Below are 13,810 nucleotides of genomic sequence, written 5' to 3'. Positions count from 1 at the left end.
GTCTAAGCCGCCTTGTCGTTTCGACGTTGCCAGCGCGGCTGGGGGCGGAGATAGTTTTTGGGAGGTTGAGGCGATAGCCGCTGGCCGCTGGCGTCGTAGCGCTCGGGCCACAGTTCATGCGGTTCACAAGCGAGAGCAGCAGCTATCGCCACCTCGCCAAGCGAGTTCGGCTCCCAGAGAGTTCGGGAAGCCGTACCGAGTGGGAGCTTGTGCCGGCGGTCGACGTCAAGCAGGACGTAACCGGCTGTAAAGAGATCGGCTTTGATCTTGGCCGAGCGTGCAATCGGGTCCATAGTGGCTCCGGTGTTGAAAGGGAGGCCCTGACCGGCCTCCCTTTCTTCGAGGTTTGTTTTCGTTAGCTAGCGGAGAATGTCCAAAAAATTGGACGTTGTAAAGTGTGATTACGCAAAAAGCTCCAAAAAATTCTACCCCCGAGAATGATGGTGATGCGCCAGCTGAGGCGATGGCGAGAGCTCGTGGCGAACTCCCCGATATCGAGAGGCAACTTGCTGAAAAGATTGAGATGCTTGCGGAGTATGCGGGCGGCCGAAAGGTGGCGGCTAAGGCGATGGGCGTCTCCGTAACGACCCTGGACAATTACCGGTCAGGAGCAACGCAGCCCAGATTTTTGGAGCTTTTGAAACTTGCAGCTGCGGCAAATCACAACGTGGAGTACCTGCTCGCAGGCACCGGCTTTTGGACCCTCCTTTCACCGCAGAACGATGAGGAAGAGAGATCTGACCTACCGGCGACGCAACTCAGCGAACGGATGATCCAGATGCCGCGCTATGATGTGCGCGCATCGGCAGGGGCCGGCGCGCTGGTGGTCTCCGAAGATGTCAGCGAGTACTTCTCGGTCGGAAGGAACTGGCTTAGCAGAAATCTCCCACCTTGGGCGCCGCCGAATGCCGTCGTCGGAGTTTTGGAAGGCGCCGGCGATTCAATGGAGCCCACCATTCGCGATGGCGACCTGGTAATGGTCGTACAGAACGTGGACTGGCGTGTCGTCGAGCGCGGCGGTATCTTCGTCTTCTCCCTTGACCATGATCGTTTGCTGTTGAAACGCCTGCAGGTGCTGAACAACGGCGACCTGCGCATCATTTCGGACAACAAAGCATACGAACCGGACCTGGTGCCGTTCGGCGACATCGAGCATCGTGTGCGGGTGCACGGCCAGGTGTTTTTCGCTGGCGGCAAGCCGAGGAGCTACTAGCCAGAAGAGACCGCCTGTTAATCAAGCGAGGAACATTTTCCTCGCCTGCTTGACTCCTGACAGATCGCAAGAACAAAATAGGAACATTCTTGGGCTGGAGGTGTTTCTATGAAGCGAGTGCAGAAGTTCGTCGTCATTGCGTTCCGTTTGATCAAAGGACGTCTGTTGATCGCTGAAATGCGTGAGGCGCGCGGGGGAGAGGCGAGCGCAATCCGCTTGGCAGAGATGATGTCTCAAAACTGGGCCGGGGCGGCTGCATTCGAGGTTCATGTCGAAGAAGAGAGCGGCGATATGCATGCGCCTCGTCTGCTTGCGGCGTTCGGCTCGGTTCCTGATCTCGACGAGGCTATGGAGGCTGCGGCTTGATGCCGACACCCGTTGACAATTACCGGGTCGAAATCTGGTCTGCCGACGAGGGCGAGCGCTTGGAGGTGCTCGCCCAATCGTCCGACAATTTTCTAAGCCAGGCTGCCTGGAATGAGGCCTGTGAGCGGTTTCCCGGAGTACTACTCGTTCACTACAACAATCGGTTCGTCATGCAGCGGCGCAGAGCCGGCGAGCTGAACCCGTCAAAATCCTCACAACAGTGAGGCGGCCGGGCGGGCGCCGCACCCGGCCGATGGTGTCAGGCGCGCACATTCGATCCGCCTGGGCGATCTCCCCGAATGGTACCGTCTGGGTGCGATGTGTTCTCGATGCCGGCACCTGGGCTGGCTCGATCGGCAGCGGATCGAAAGGCGGTTCGGCAAGAACCGCTTTGTGGTGACGATGGAACCCTTGCTGCGCTGCACGTCATGCGACAACCGTTATGACAATGACTTCAAGATCGCCAAAATGCGCCGCTGATCGGCGACAGCAAACATCCAAGTTCGGCGACCAACGTCATCGGTCGTGATCCCTTTGATATTGCGTAATATTCTGCCGTTTTCGCCTAAGTTGGACGCATCATCCAAGTTTATTTTGGTTTTTTCCGTAGTGGCGAGCGTCGCGCGGGTATCTCGCCGGATCGGCGCCTCGCGCCTCAAGGCCAGTTTTCTGCGGGTTTGAAGGCGGGTCGAAGGTTTCTCAAAGGCCGTTAACAAATCCGGCTCTGTGTTGCCGCCGCCTCGCTCGCTTTGCAGTTCTGGTCAGTTCGTCTAAAACCACACGTCAAACTGAACGTCTCTGCCACCGTCGCTCAATCGCTTGAGATTGCAGCACTTTTCGCCAGTTCCCGGCCATTCCCACTTATTCCCGGATTTCTAAGACCCGGTGTCAAACTACATCGGGAATGACGAATGTTCTGAAACGCTTTCGCCAATCGCCAGCGGCTTTGAGAGTAGCTGTCGTTCGCGTCGGTTTCGATGACCCCCGTTGTTCACACCAACGGTTTTAGGGATCGCTGTCATTCGCAGCGCCCCTGATGCAAAGCCGGGCATGGACAATCGGCGAGACCATCCACGCGTCTCGTCATTCCCGGCCGCGTGAGCGACCGCAGGGAGCGGAGCGTGTCGGGAATCCATGCCGGAACGCCGGTGAAAACAGCGACGGCTCAGAACGGGCAAAAAGCGGAACGCGGGCCTGAGGCCGGCGGAACGGTGATGAAGACAGCGGCGGTTCGGATGTGTTGGAGATGCGCGACACGCAATAGGGCGGCGCGGCGAACGGTTGCGCGTGAGCGACCCCGAGGAGCGGGGCATGTCGGGAATGACGAGGCGTTCCTGCCTTCGGCAAGCGGTTGAATGCAAGAGATAGTTTCCCACCGCGACGGGCCAGCCCGCATGCAAAAAGGCCCCCGGCGGGGATGCCGGAGGCCTTGAAATGGTATCGGGTCTTTTCCCGCCGGAGCGGGAAGAGGTCGGACCGGATCAGTGCCAGTCGCGGATGTCGACGAAGTGACCGGCGATCGCGGCAGCCGCGGCCATGGCCGGCGACACCAGATGGGTGCGGCCCTTGAAGCCCTGGCGGCCCTCGAAATTGCGGTTCGAGGTCGAGGCGCAGCGTTCATGCGGCTTGAGGCGATCGTCGTTCATGGCCAGGCACATCGAGCAGCCCGGCTCGCGCCAGTCGAAACCGGCCTCGATGAAGATCTTGTCCAGTCCCTCGGCCTCGGCCTGCGCCTTCACCAGGCCCGAGCCCGGAACGATCATGGCGTTGACCGTCGCCGCCACCTTCTTGCCCTTGGCAACGGCGGCAACGGCCCGCAGGTCCTCGATGCGGCCATTGGTGCAGGAGCCGATGAAGACGCGGTCGAGCTTGATGTCGGTGATCTTCGTGCCGGCGGTGAGGCCCATGTAATCGAGCGCGCGCTTCTTGGAGTTGCGCTTGTTCTCGTCCTCGATCTCGTCGGGGTTCGGCACGACGCCGAGCACCGAGGTGACGTCCTCCGGCGAGGAGCCCCAGGTGACGATCGGCGGCAGCTTGGCCGCGTCGAGCACCACCACCTTGTCGTAATGGGCGCCTTCGTCGGTATAGAGCGTCTTCCAGTAGTCGAGCGCCATGTCCCAGGCCTCGCCCTGCGGCGCGCGCGGCTTGCCTTTGACATAAGCGAAGGTGGTCTCGTCCGGCGCGATCAGGCCGGCGCGGGCGCCGCCTTCGATCGACATGTTGCAGATGGTCATGCGGCCTTCCATCGACAGCGCGCGGATCGCCTCGCCGGCATATTCGATGACATAGCCGGTGCCGCCGGCGGTGCCGATCTCGCCGATGATGGCCAGGATAATGTCCTTGGCGGTGACGCCTTCCGGCAGCTGGCCGTCGACACGCACCAGCATGTTCTTGGCCTTGTTCTGGATCAGCGTCTGGGTGGCCAGCACATGCTCGACTTCCGAAGTGCCGATGCCATGCGCCAGCGCGCCGAAGGCACCGTGGGTGGAGGTGTGCGAATCGCCGCAGACGATGGTCATGCCGGGCAGGGTGAAACCCTGCTCGGGGCCGATGATGTGGACGATGCCCTGGCGGCGATCCTTCTCGGAATAATATTCGACGCCGAAATCGGCGGCGTTTTTCGCCAGCGCCTCGACCTGGATGCGGCTTTCCTCGTTCTTGATGCCGTTCACGCGGTCGGGCGAGGTCGGCACGTTGTGGTCGACCACGGCCAGCGTCTTTTCCGGGTGACGGACCTTGCGGCCGGCCATGCGCAGGCCCTCGAAGGCCTGCGGGCTGGTCACTTCGTGCACGAGGTGGCGGTCGATCCAGAGCAGGCAGGTGCCGTCGTCCTGGCGGTCGACCACGTGTTCGTCGAAAATCTTGTCGTAGAGGGTGCGCGGTGCGCTCATGTGCGTAAATCCGTCGATGTGAAGCAGGAAGATGCGAAATGCGCGCCGGCAAACGGGCGCGGCCGGCTACTAGCTAAGTCGGCTGGTCGGCGTACCGGAAATGCGGGCGAAAAAACGCGCGGGCAGGCGCTTCTTGTCCTGCAGCACGAAGCCCTTATAGGCCGGATCGCCGAAAAGCTCTTCCATCGCCCAAGGCTCATATCAAGAATCCATCCGGTCGGCAATTGCGCCTGCTCCGGTCAAAAATAAGCCCGAAAGCTCGATTGCCCTGACCGTCGTATCGAGGGGTGTCACATGGTCGATCGTCGCACTGTCCTGAAATCGATGGTGCTGACCGCTTGTCCGGCACTGTTGGCGCGGCCGGCGGCGGCTTCGCCGGCGCAATCCTGGGGCATGAAACTGGTCGACGCGGGGCTCGCCCAGGTCGGCGTGACCGTTCTCTACGATCCGGCCTATGTGCGGCTCGACTATCCGGGCGGCGACGTTCCGGTCGAGCGCGGCGTGTGCACCGACGTCGTGGTGCGGGCCTATCGCCACGCCTTCGGCATCGACCTGCAGCGGCTGGTCAACGAGGACATGCGCGCCGGCTTCTCCGCCTATCCGAAAATCTGGGGCCGCAAGCAGCCGGACCGCAACATCGACCATCGCCGCGTTCCCAATCTGGAGACCTTCTTCAGGCGAAAAGGTGCGGCTCTGGATGTCGTCGACGACCCGAAGGCCTATCGTCCGGGCGATCTGGTGACCCAGCGCCTGCCCGGCAACCTGCCGCATATCGCCATCGTCACCGACCGGATGACGCCGGACGGCCAGCGGCCGCTGGTCGTCCACAATATCGGCGCGGGCGCCAGGGTGGAGGACACGCTGTTCGCCTTCCGCCTCAACGGTCATTTCCGCTTTCCGCCCAATGCCTGAACGGCTTTAGCCGGCCGCTTCGCTAAAGCACCTCGAAGACGAAGGTTTTCACCAGCGCGTCCGGGTCGGCGATCGCATAGCAGCGGAACCACGGGCTTTCCTCGAGCGGCCGCCATTTGCCGGCCCGTTCCAGCTCGGCGAAGACGTTGCGAAAGCCGCCTTTGTCCAACACCTGGTCGCGCACGGTGAAGATGGCGTGGCCGCCGCTTTTGGTGATGCGCACCAATTCGTGCAGGCCGGACGCCGGCGCGTGGCCGATGGTGAAGACGCCGGTGGAGAAGAAGGCGCGGAAATGCCTGTCGGGCCAAGGCAGCGGGCCGCCGAGCATCGCCTTTTTGAGCTCGCCATAGGCCTGCCGGCCGGCGGCGACCTTCAGCATGTCATCCGAGAGGTCGAGCCCGACGAGGTCGTGATAGCCGAGCGCCCTGAGCTGCGGGCCGGTCAAGCCGGTGCCACAGCCGGCGTCGAGCAATGGCCCCTCGCCCGCCGGCACGTAACGTGTGACCCAGGCGGCGATCAGGAACGGCAGCAGATAACCCAGCGAGGCGGTTTCGCTGTCATAGCTCGCCGCCCAGGCCGCATAGGCGTCGCCGAGCGCTTCAGGCGAGCCGGCGCCGTAAACGGAGTCCAGCGCCACATGCGCCTTGTCGGTATCCATCGCCATGTCTCCTCCCCTGGTCGGGCCAGCGTGGGAGGGAACGGCGTCGGCGTCAACCCGGAGCCTTCGCTCTGAAATTTGCTCGGCGCTTCACAGCGAGCAGCGGGCAAACCCCAAGATCACGACGCCGGGCGCTGGCTGCGTCGCATGCGTTGTTCGAGAGCCCTCAGGGCAAGCGACAGGCTAACGGTGAGGGTGAGATAGATATAAGCGACGATCGAATAGGTCTCGAAAAAGCGGAACGAGCCGGACGCGTAGATCTTGCCCATCTGGGTGATGTCGGCGACGCCGAGCACCGAGACCAGCGAGGAATCCTTGGTGATGGCGATGAAGTCGTTGCCGAGCGGCGGCAGGATGACACGCACCGCCTGCGGCATGACGATCAGCCGGAAGCGCTGGCCACGGCTGAGGCCGAGCGCCTTGGCGGCTTCGATCTGGCCGATGTCGACCGACTGGATGCCGGCGCGGAAGATCTCGGCGATGAAGGGCGAGTAGCCGAAGGCGAGCGCGATGATGGCGCGCCACAAAAGCGATACCTCGCGCACCAGGAGCGCGTCGATGTAGCCGGCCTGCTGCAGCGGCAGGGTGACGAAATTCCAGCCAGCGACGAAGGCCGGGACGCCGGCGAAGGCGATCCAGAACAACAGCACCAGCACCGGGATGCCGCGCATGATCTCGACATAGAAGCGGGCGATCTGCCTGAGCCAGATCGAGCCCGACAGACCCATCAGGGCGATGCCGAGGCCGATCGTCGCCGCCAGCAGGAAGGCGATGAGCGCGACCAAGATGGTGATGCCGATGCCCTGCACGACGGTGCCGAAGACCTGGGCATAGATGTCGCTGGTGAAGATCGCGATTGCCGCGACGACCGCGATGGTGGCCGCCGCCGCGAGCCACCAGGGAAATTCCTTGGCCTGCTTGCCGGATGCGGGCGGGATCAATGTCGCGGCTCGCCGAACGAGGACGGCAGCGTCTCGAAGCGATCGAGGATGGCAACGACCTGGCGGCCGCCCTCGGACAACGAATAGACGACGCCGCGCGGGAAGGCGGAGACTTGATCGCGTTCGACCAATCCACGCCGCAACAACCCGTCCAGCCGCTCCGACAGCACTTTCGCGGTGATATTGGGCAGGCAGGCCATCAGCTCGCCGTGCCGCCTGGCGCCGGCCGAGAGATGCCACAGCAGCAGCGCGTTCCAGCGGTGCCCGAGGAAGGCCAGCCAATCCTCGACCGGGCACAGGTCCGGCCGGCGCGGCATGGGCGTCTCAGGGCTGGCTGAGGCAATCGCCGGTTCGGTCATGTTGGGTTCCCGTTTGGATAGTTCTGAAACGACATGGTTCTGTTCTCGAAACAGGAGAAAGCCAATGTCAAGGAAAGTCTATCGACCCGCGCAAATGAACGGCACTTTTGCGGCTCTGCGCAATGCCGGCAGGCTGGAAGAGCTGCTTTCGCTCTACGAGGACGACGCGCGGTTGCTGGTCGATGCCAGCGGCGCCAGTCTCACCGGCAAGGCGGCGATCGCGACGGAATTGCGGAAACTCATCGAATTGCCGGGCACGATGGCGTCGAACAACACCTTCTGCGTCGAGCATGGCGATCTGGCACTGCTGCGCGCCGATTTTTCGTTGGCCGATGAAAATGGTGCGGTCATCCATTCCGGCTTCACCGCCGAAATCGTGCGCAGGCAGGCTGACGGCAGCTGGCTCTACGCGGTCGATCACGCCGGCGCCAGTCGCTACGGCGCCGCGGGCGGTTAAGCGCCGGCCCCGCCAGACGACGGAGCCGGCTGCGGCCTGTTACTGGCCGATCTTGTAGTCGAGGAACCACTTCTTGTTCAGCGCGTCGATCGTGCCGTCGGCCTTGAGCGCGGCGATCGCCGCGTTGACCGGCTTCACCAGATCCGAGCCCTTGGCCAGGATAAAGCCGAAATCCTCGGTGCCGAGCGGCCCGCCGATGAGCTTCAGCTTGCCTTCGGAAGCCTCGACATAACCCTTGCCGGCGGTGCCGTCGGTCAGCACCACGTCAACGTCGCCGGCCTTGAGCGCCTGCACGGTGGCGCCGAAGGTCTCGAACAGCTTGATGCGCGGGTTGTGTTCATTGCCGTCGAGTACGGAATAGACGGCGGTGTAGAAGGGCGAAGTGCCCGGCTGCGCGCCGATCAGGCCGTCCTTCAACGCGGCGAAACTCTTGGCCTCGGTGAAGCGGCTTTCGTCGCCGCGCACCAGCATGAACTGCTCGTTGCGCATATAGGGGTCGGAGAAATCGACCTTGGCCTTGCGCTCGTCATTGATGGTGATGCCGGTCATGCCGATGTCGTACTGCTTGTCGGCGACGGCCTGGATCATCGCGTCCCAGGAGGTGTTCTGGTATTCGACCTTGAAGTTCAGCCGCTTGGCGATTTCGTTCATGAAATCATATTCCCAGCCGATCTGCTTGCCGGACTTGGGATCGACGAACTGCAGCGGCGGGTAGGCGTTTTCCGTCACCACCACGACCTTCTTGCCGGCGAGATCGGGCAAGGTCTGGGCGTTGGCCGCGAACGGCGCGAGAAGGCAGGCGGCAATCGCGGCCAGCACGAGTTTCGATCGGATCATGGTACTTCCCCCGGGAAATGGACCGCGCGGGTTCGGCGGTCGAAAAGGATCGCGCCGACATTAGCCTTCTGGCGCGGCCTTGCAAGCCGCCGCGCTGCGCCCGGCAGGAGGAAACTGGAAATCGATACCCAGGAATGGCGGAATCGGGGACGATTTATCTCCCGATCCCGCAGCCTTACTCCGTCTCGACGGTCTCGGCTTCCGCAACGCGCAATTGGCCGATCAGGGCATTCAGCGTTTCGCGCAGGCCGGCGAGCTCGGCCGGGGCGAGCGGCACGCGGCAGGCGAGTGCGGCTTGCACGCCGCTGGCGGCGGTACGCAGCGCCTCGCCCTGCGCGGTCGGCTCCACCAGCACGCGGCGTTCGTCGGCGGGGTCGCGGCGGCGGCTGATCAGCCCGCCCGCCTCCATGCGCTTCAGCAGCGGCGTCAGCGTGGCCGGATCGAGGCCGAGCGTATCGCCCAGTTCGCCCACCGTGCGCGGCGCCTTTTCCCACAGCGCCAGCATAGTGAGGTATTGCGGATAGGTGAGACCGAGCGGCGCCAGCAGCGGCCTGTAGAGCTTGGTCATCAGGCCGCTGGCCGAATAGAGCGCAAAACAAAGCTGCCGGTCGAGCCGGGGCGTTTCGGCCCGGCCCGGCGCAGCTCCATGCTCGATCGTGCCCGTCACGTTCAACCGGCCTGGACCGACAGGGCGACGTCGACATTGCCCTTCAGCGCATTGGAATAGGGGCAGACCTTGTGGGCGGCGGCGACAAGCGCCTCGGCAGCGGCCTGGTCGAGGCCCTTGGTTTCAGCGGTGAGCGCGGCGCCCAGCCGGAAACCGCCCTCGCCGTTCGGGAGAAGATCGATCTTCGCCGTCACCGCGGCGTCGGTGAGCGAAAGCTTCTGCTTGCCGGCGATGAAGCGCATGGCGCTTTCGAAACAGGCGGAATAGCCGGCGGCGAAAAGCTGCTCGGGATTGGTGGCGCCGCCCTTGCCGCCCAGTTCCTTCGGCATGGCAAGGTCGAGGCTGATCAGGCCGTCCGAGGACTTAACATGGCCGGCGCGGCCGCCGACGGCGCGGGCTTCGGTGGAATACAATGCGGACATCGTCATCTCCAATTAATTTGTGTACAAATCATTAGTGTACAAAATAATGCGAGTCAACCGCTCTTTCGTAATTCCAGACCGCGTGAAAGCGGTCGCAGGAAGCGGTACGCAGCTTGTCAATCGGAGACTTATCGAGGTCCGAGGGCACACATTACCGAGGCCGTTCAATTGGCGGTTCCACCCCGAGGGTATCATCACGCAAGTGAAATAATGAATCCCAATCAAGGGCTTAGTCGATTAAGGCGTTGATTCACTTGACTTTTTGATGAAAATGTACCACTTATGCCCGTGGCGGGAAACGCTGGGAGAACTTCGGGCCGGATCCTAGATGCGGCAGTTGGACGGACGGTCCCCCTCGGGATGGGGGCCTACACGCCGCCGATGGTAACGAAGCCAGGGCCCGCCGCTTTCATATTTCGTAGCCGTAAAATCGAAAGATTTTCTTTTGCGCATCTGTGAGGCGTAGCGTCCAGTTCTTCCACGGCAACAATGTAATGCCGAATCCTGCATGTCGGCCGTCCGCTCTCGACGCCACTCGGTCTTTAAGAGCTTCCGCGTATTCGGTATTCCACTTTTTCGTTCCAGCGTTTGCTGCTTGATAGAAGGCGCTCGCAACAACGTCAGCAATCTGACAACCTGCGTTTTTGTTGTGCTCGATCACCTCGATCAAACGATGATCGAGGACTCTAAAATCGGGAACATTGGCCGACTGATATATTCGACCATTTTCCGCCTGGTTAGCGAGAAGGTGTATGTACGTTTCGACGTGACGGTAGGAGTGCCCGCCACGCTTCGAAAATACTAGTTTGACGTGTTTGGGTTCGCCAGTTTCGTAGATCGAACGCCGCGCACACCATTGGCTAACTCGTTCGAGCAAAACGCGGATGCAGTAGTTGTAGAAGTAGTTATGCTTATGCAGTGAAACCGCCTCTGCTTGAGGGTTGCGATATCCTCGCATGTTCTTCTTGTTTGAAGCGATGACGAAAAAGCGCAAATTCGCTGCGGCTAAAGCTTGGCAGACGGGTAGCTTCTTATGTTCGACCAGATTTCGAAAATGCAAGTCGGGGCTTTGCGTGGAAAAAACTGACTTCTTAATCGACTGTACGAGAGGCACCAATCCGGGTTCATTAGTAGCACGCACAACCGTACAGCCGACCGTGAACCATTCGCTCGCCCCGTTCGGATCTATTGGTGCAACAGTTTTGATTCCAGGATCACCAGCTTCATCGAAATAGGCAACGAAGTATGGGTCCGGTACACTCCCCCCAGAGCTCATCTTTTATGAAAGACGACCGATAACGAAAAGAGTCAAGTGGATACGGCGCGTGAGGTTACTCGTCGCCAAAACGAAAAAGGCGGCCGAAGCCGCCTTTTCCAAACCTGTATTTGTCCGAAGATCTTATTCGGCGGCCGTGGCTTCAGCAGCGGCGGCGGCCTTCTTCTCGGCGGCTTCCTGTGCGGCCTTCTCGGCAGCCAGAGCCTCGGCGGCGGCGACCTTCTCGGCCTCGATCTTGGCCTTCTCGGCGGCGAGCGCCTCGCGCTCCTCGTCGTTCAGCTTGCGGGCGCGCACGCCGGTGTTCTCGGTAATGCGAGCCGACTTGCCGCGACGGTCGCGCAGGTAATAGAGCTTGGCGCGGCGCACCTTGCCGCGGCGGACGATCTCGACCGCTTCGATCATCGGCGAGTAGACCGGGAACACGCGCTCCACGCCTTCGCCGTAGGAAATCTTGCGGACGGTGAAATTCTCCTGGAAGCCGGAGCCGGAGCGGGCGATGACGACGCCCTCATAGGCCTGCACGCGGGTGCGGCTGCCTTCGGTGACGCGCACCTGGACGCGCACGGTATCGCCGGGCTGGAATTCGGGAAGCTTGCGCTTGGCTTCGATCTTGGCGACCTGTTCGGCCTCGAGCTGACGGAGGATATCCATCTTAACAATCCACTTCTTGTTCTTCCGACAGTCAGAGCGCCCTACGCTCGCCTTGCAGTTCCTGAAATCGACTTCCGGGACCGCTCGGTTATGCCCTTCATCCGAGGATGTCAGGCAGGGGCGACTACACCGCCATAGTTGACGGGTCCGGACGATGCTTGTCCGGTTCGGCGCGGCACATAGCGCTATTTCGCGCTCTTGTCACCTGTCCAACGCTATTTTTTAGCGTGGCCGGTTGGTCAAATAGCACCAGAATGCCAAAAAAGGCGGTCTTATGGGGAGCTCGCCTATGACCGGACCCTACCCTATCCGCTTCGCCCGCGCCACCATGCTCGACATCGCCTATGAGGAGCATGGCGAGCCCGGCGGCGACGCAATCGTCCTCTTGCATGGCTTTCCCTACGATCCGCGCTGCTATGACGAGGTCTGGCCGCTCCTTGTGGCGCAGGGGCATCGTGTCATCGTGCCTTATCTGCGCGGCTACGGGGCGACGCGGTTCCTGTCTTCCGAGACGATGCGCTCTGGCCAGCAGGCGGCGCTGGGGCTGGACCTCGTCGACCTGATGGATGCGCTGTCGATCGAAAAGGCGTCGCTGGCCGGTTACGACTGGGGTGGGCGCGCCGCCTGCATCGTTGCGGCACTCTGGCCGCAGCGGGCGCGCTGCCTGGTCACCGGCGACGGCTACAACATCCAGAACATCCCCGCTTCCGTGAACCCGGCCTCGCCCGAGACCGAGCACCGCTACTGGTATCAGTATTATTTCCATTCGGCGCGCGGCGTGCGCGGTCTGACCGAAAACCGCGACGCGCTGGCCCGGCTGTTGTGGAAATTGTGGTCGCCCACCTGGGCGTTCACGGACGATGCCTTCGCGCTGTCGGCCGCTTCCTTCCAGAATCCCGATTTCGTCGACATCGTCATCCATTCCTACCGGCACCGCTACGGCTACGCACCGGGAGATCCCATCCTGCAGCCCGTCGAGGACCGGCTGGCCGAACAACCGCTGATTTCGGTGCCGACCATATCGCTGTGCGGTGCCGACGACGGCGTCGGCCCGCCGGACGAGGAAGACGGCCACCAGTTTTCCGGCCCGTTCGAACGGCGCATTCTGCCGGGCGTCGGGCACAACATTCCGCAGGAGGCACCCCGGGCGACGGCGCAGGCATTGCTGGAGCTGCTCGGCAAGGGCTGAGTTTGCTTGCGCAAAGGCGATGCGGCCCGTAAGTGTCTGATCCAAAAGTCGCGATGCCGGGCTGCAAACGGCGCTTTTCTGCGCTTCGGTGCTCGCGTACTTTATGTACGCTCCGCTCCGATGCTCGAAAACCACCATTTTCGCCTCGGCCTAGCGGTTTTTTGATTCAGACACTAAACCTCGCATCATTGCTTGCGACAGGGGCTTACCGACGCCTTGACGTTCATCGACGCAGCCATCCTCTTCGTCGCCGGGCTGCTTTCCGGCATCGTCAATGCCGTCGCTGGCGGCGGCACCTTTCTCACTTTCGGGGCGATGAGCGTGCTTGGCATTCCGCCGATCGCGGCCAATGCGACGTCGTCGATCACGCAGTTTCCCGGCTACATCACCTCGACGCTGGCCTATTGGAGCGACATTAGGGCGATCTGGCGCAGCGCCGTGCTGCTTTGCATCGTTTCGGCTATCGGCGCGCTGGGTGGCGCGCTTTTGCTTCTGGCGCTCGACAATCCGTCGTTCCGCGCCATGGTGCCGTGGCTCTTGATCGCCGCCACCGCGCTGTTCGCCGCCGGGCCATGGCTGAAGCCGAAACCGAAACCCGGCCAACCGGCCGCCGTCGGGTCCGTCGCGGGTGCCGCGATGCAGTTCGCCACCGCCGTCTATGGCGGCTTCTTCGGCGCCGGCATGGGGGTGATGATGCTGGCGACGCTGGGCCTCACTCAAAGCGGCGACTACCACCGCCTCAATGCCCTGAAGAACATGTTCTCCATCGTCATTGCCGCCGTCGCCATCCTGATCTTCGTGTCGGGCGGCGTGGTGTCATGGCCGCAGGCGCTGGTGATGATCCCGGCCGTGGCGCTCGGCGGTTACCTTGGCGTGTGGATCGCCAAGCGCGTGCCGCAGAACGCGGTGCGTATCTTCGTCATCGCCGTCGGGCTGTTTTTGGCGGCGTATTATTTCCTGAAGGCGTAGGC

General features: G+C 62.2%; 17 protein-coding genes. 7 read left to right on the top strand and 10 right to left on the bottom strand.

Features of this window, described 5'->3' with window-relative positions; translation table 11 throughout:
* Nucleotides 1-2: 2 nt before the first annotated feature.
* Nucleotides 3-293, bottom strand: coding sequence for a helix-turn-helix domain-containing protein (locus QFZ88_RS13315; RefSeq protein ID WP_036254983.1), 291 nt, complete (start codon nucleotides 291-293; stop codon nucleotides 3-5).
* A 104-nt stretch (nucleotides 294-397) separates the two neighbouring features.
* On the opposite strand from QFZ88_RS13315, the gene QFZ88_RS13310 reads away from it, so the two are divergent.
* The 3 genes from QFZ88_RS13310 to QFZ88_RS13300 all read left to right on the top strand — a co-directional run bounded on the left by QFZ88_RS13310 (nucleotide 398) and on the right by QFZ88_RS13300 (nucleotide 1,803).
* Nucleotides 398-1,213: a S24 family peptidase gene (locus QFZ88_RS13310; RefSeq protein ID WP_137900345.1), complete on the top strand. Its 816-nt coding sequence runs from the start codon at nucleotides 398-400 to the stop codon at nucleotides 1,211-1,213.
* Between the two features lie 108 nt (nucleotides 1,214-1,321).
* Nucleotides 1,322-1,579 (top strand): hypothetical protein, encoded by a 258-nt coding sequence (locus QFZ88_RS13305; protein WP_024923205.1) that lies wholly within the window; start codon nucleotides 1,322-1,324, stop codon nucleotides 1,577-1,579.
* The gene (locus QFZ88_RS13300; protein ID WP_137900344.1) at nucleotides 1,576-1,803 is read left to right on the top strand and encodes a hypothetical protein; all 228 of its coding nucleotides are present in this window, start codon (nucleotides 1,576-1,578) and stop codon (nucleotides 1,801-1,803) included. Before QFZ88_RS13305 ends, QFZ88_RS13300 begins: the two co-directional genes overlap by 4 nt.
* A gap of 1,257 nt (nucleotides 1,804-3,060) precedes the next feature.
* On the opposite strand, the gene leuC is transcribed toward QFZ88_RS13300, so the two are convergent.
* Nucleotides 3,061-4,470, bottom strand: coding sequence for a 3-isopropylmalate dehydratase large subunit (leuC, locus tag QFZ88_RS13295; RefSeq protein ID WP_024923203.1), 1,410 nt, complete (start codon nucleotides 4,468-4,470; stop codon nucleotides 3,061-3,063).
* 294 nt (nucleotides 4,471-4,764) lie between these two features.
* Here leuC and QFZ88_RS13290 point away from each other — a divergent pair, with 294 nt between their 5' ends.
* Nucleotides 4,765-5,382 (top strand): DUF1287 domain-containing protein, encoded by a 618-nt coding sequence (locus QFZ88_RS13290; protein ID WP_024923202.1) that lies wholly within the window; start codon nucleotides 4,765-4,767, stop codon nucleotides 5,380-5,382.
* Nucleotides 5,383-5,404: 22 nt separating this feature from the next.
* Here the strand turns inward: QFZ88_RS13290 and QFZ88_RS13285 are convergent, their stop codons facing one another.
* The 3 genes from QFZ88_RS13285 to QFZ88_RS13275 form a co-directional block, all read right to left on the bottom strand.
* Nucleotides 5,405-6,040, bottom strand: coding sequence for a class I SAM-dependent DNA methyltransferase (locus tag QFZ88_RS13285; protein ID WP_024923201.1), 636 nt, complete (start codon nucleotides 6,038-6,040; stop codon nucleotides 5,405-5,407).
* 119 nt (nucleotides 6,041-6,159) lie between these two features.
* Complete coding sequence (locus QFZ88_RS13280; RefSeq protein ID WP_161773062.1) at nucleotides 6,160-6,981, bottom strand: amino acid ABC transporter permease; 822 nt, start codon at nucleotides 6,979-6,981, stop codon at nucleotides 6,160-6,162.
* Complete coding sequence (locus QFZ88_RS13275; protein WP_024923199.1) at nucleotides 6,978-7,340, bottom strand: winged helix-turn-helix transcriptional regulator; 363 nt, start codon at nucleotides 7,338-7,340, stop codon at nucleotides 6,978-6,980. The genes QFZ88_RS13280 and QFZ88_RS13275 overlap by 4 nt, the downstream gene beginning before the upstream one ends.
* Before the next feature lie 64 nt (nucleotides 7,341-7,404).
* Here QFZ88_RS13275 and QFZ88_RS13270 point away from each other — a divergent pair, with 64 nt between their 5' ends.
* A complete protein-coding gene (locus QFZ88_RS13270) occupies nucleotides 7,405-7,797 on the top strand; it encodes a YybH family protein (protein WP_036254985.1) in 393 nt (130 codons plus the stop codon).
* Between the two features lie 39 nt (nucleotides 7,798-7,836).
* Here the strand turns inward: QFZ88_RS13270 and QFZ88_RS13265 are convergent, their stop codons facing one another.
* The 5 genes from QFZ88_RS13265 to rplS form a co-directional block, all read right to left on the bottom strand.
* Nucleotides 7,837-8,634, bottom strand: a complete 798-nt coding sequence (locus QFZ88_RS13265) for a transporter substrate-binding domain-containing protein (RefSeq protein WP_024923197.1) — start codon at nucleotides 8,632-8,634, stop codon at nucleotides 7,837-7,839.
* A gap of 175 nt (nucleotides 8,635-8,809) precedes the next feature.
* Nucleotides 8,810-9,301: a MarR family winged helix-turn-helix transcriptional regulator gene (locus QFZ88_RS13260; RefSeq protein WP_024923196.1), complete on the bottom strand. Its 492-nt coding sequence runs from the start codon at nucleotides 9,299-9,301 to the stop codon at nucleotides 8,810-8,812.
* Nucleotides 9,302-9,303: 2 nt separating this feature from the next.
* Entirely contained in the window at nucleotides 9,304-9,723 is a 420-nt protein-coding gene (locus QFZ88_RS13255; RefSeq protein ID WP_024923195.1) for an organic hydroperoxide resistance protein, read from the bottom strand.
* Between the two features lie 409 nt (nucleotides 9,724-10,132).
* Nucleotides 10,133-10,999, bottom strand: coding sequence for a DUF3800 domain-containing protein (locus tag QFZ88_RS13250; protein ID WP_081766829.1), 867 nt, complete (start codon nucleotides 10,997-10,999; stop codon nucleotides 10,133-10,135).
* 123 nt (nucleotides 11,000-11,122) lie between these two features.
* Nucleotides 11,123-11,650 (bottom strand): 50S ribosomal protein L19, encoded by a 528-nt coding sequence (rplS, locus tag QFZ88_RS13245; protein ID WP_024923194.1) that lies wholly within the window; start codon nucleotides 11,648-11,650, stop codon nucleotides 11,123-11,125.
* A gap of 289 nt (nucleotides 11,651-11,939) precedes the next feature.
* On the opposite strand from rplS, the gene QFZ88_RS13240 reads away from it, so the two are divergent.
* Both QFZ88_RS13240 and QFZ88_RS13235 read left to right on the top strand, forming a co-directional pair.
* Nucleotides 11,940-12,839: an alpha/beta fold hydrolase gene (locus QFZ88_RS13240; protein WP_024923193.1), complete on the top strand. Its 900-nt coding sequence runs from the start codon at nucleotides 11,940-11,942 to the stop codon at nucleotides 12,837-12,839.
* A gap of 216 nt (nucleotides 12,840-13,055) precedes the next feature.
* The gene (locus QFZ88_RS13235) at nucleotides 13,056-13,808 is read left to right on the top strand and encodes a sulfite exporter TauE/SafE family protein (protein WP_024923192.1); all 753 of its coding nucleotides are present in this window, start codon (nucleotides 13,056-13,058) and stop codon (nucleotides 13,806-13,808) included.
* Nucleotides 13,809-13,810 lie beyond the last annotated feature (2 nt).

It is taken from the genome of Mesorhizobium sp. YL-MeA3-2017, from assembly GCF_030814575.1.
Classification (GTDB): domain Bacteria; phylum Pseudomonadota; class Alphaproteobacteria; order Rhizobiales; family Rhizobiaceae; genus Mesorhizobium; species Mesorhizobium terrae.
Note: the sequence above shows the minus strand (reverse complement) of the source record. Positions and strands in the feature narration are given on the sequence as shown.

Coding starts and splice junctions, on each gene's coding strand:
- QFZ88_RS13240 (WP_024923193.1), top strand. CDS start 11,940: ATGACCGGACCCTACCCTATCCGCTTCGCCCGCGCCACCATGCTCGAC.
- leuC (WP_024923203.1), bottom strand. CDS start 4,470: ATGAGCGCACCGCGCACCCTCTACGACAAGATTTTCGACGAACACGTG.
- rplS (WP_024923194.1), bottom strand. CDS start 11,650: ATGGATATCCTCCGTCAGCTCGAGGCCGAACAGGTCGCCAAGATCGAA.
- QFZ88_RS13255 (WP_024923195.1), bottom strand. CDS start 9,723: ATGTCCGCATTGTATTCCACCGAAGCCCGCGCCGTCGGCGGCCGCGCC.
- QFZ88_RS13290 (WP_024923202.1), top strand. CDS start 4,765: ATGGTCGATCGTCGCACTGTCCTGAAATCGATGGTGCTGACCGCTTGT.
- QFZ88_RS13315 (WP_036254983.1), bottom strand. CDS start 293: ATGGACCCGATTGCACGCTCGGCCAAGATCAAAGCCGATCTCTTTACA.
- QFZ88_RS13275 (WP_024923199.1), bottom strand. CDS start 7,340: ATGACCGAACCGGCGATTGCCTCAGCCAGCCCTGAGACGCCCATGCCG.
- QFZ88_RS13285 (WP_024923201.1), bottom strand. CDS start 6,040: ATGGATACCGACAAGGCGCATGTGGCGCTGGACTCCGTTTACGGCGCC.
- QFZ88_RS13250 (WP_081766829.1), bottom strand. CDS start 10,999: ATGAGCTCTGGGGGGAGTGTACCGGACCCATACTTCGTTGCCTATTTC.
- QFZ88_RS13265 (WP_024923197.1), bottom strand. CDS start 8,634: ATGATCCGATCGAAACTCGTGCTGGCCGCGATTGCCGCCTGCCTTCTC.
- QFZ88_RS13270 (WP_036254985.1), top strand. CDS start 7,405: ATGTCAAGGAAAGTCTATCGACCCGCGCAAATGAACGGCACTTTTGCG.
- QFZ88_RS13305 (WP_024923205.1), top strand. CDS start 1,322: ATGAAGCGAGTGCAGAAGTTCGTCGTCATTGCGTTCCGTTTGATCAAA.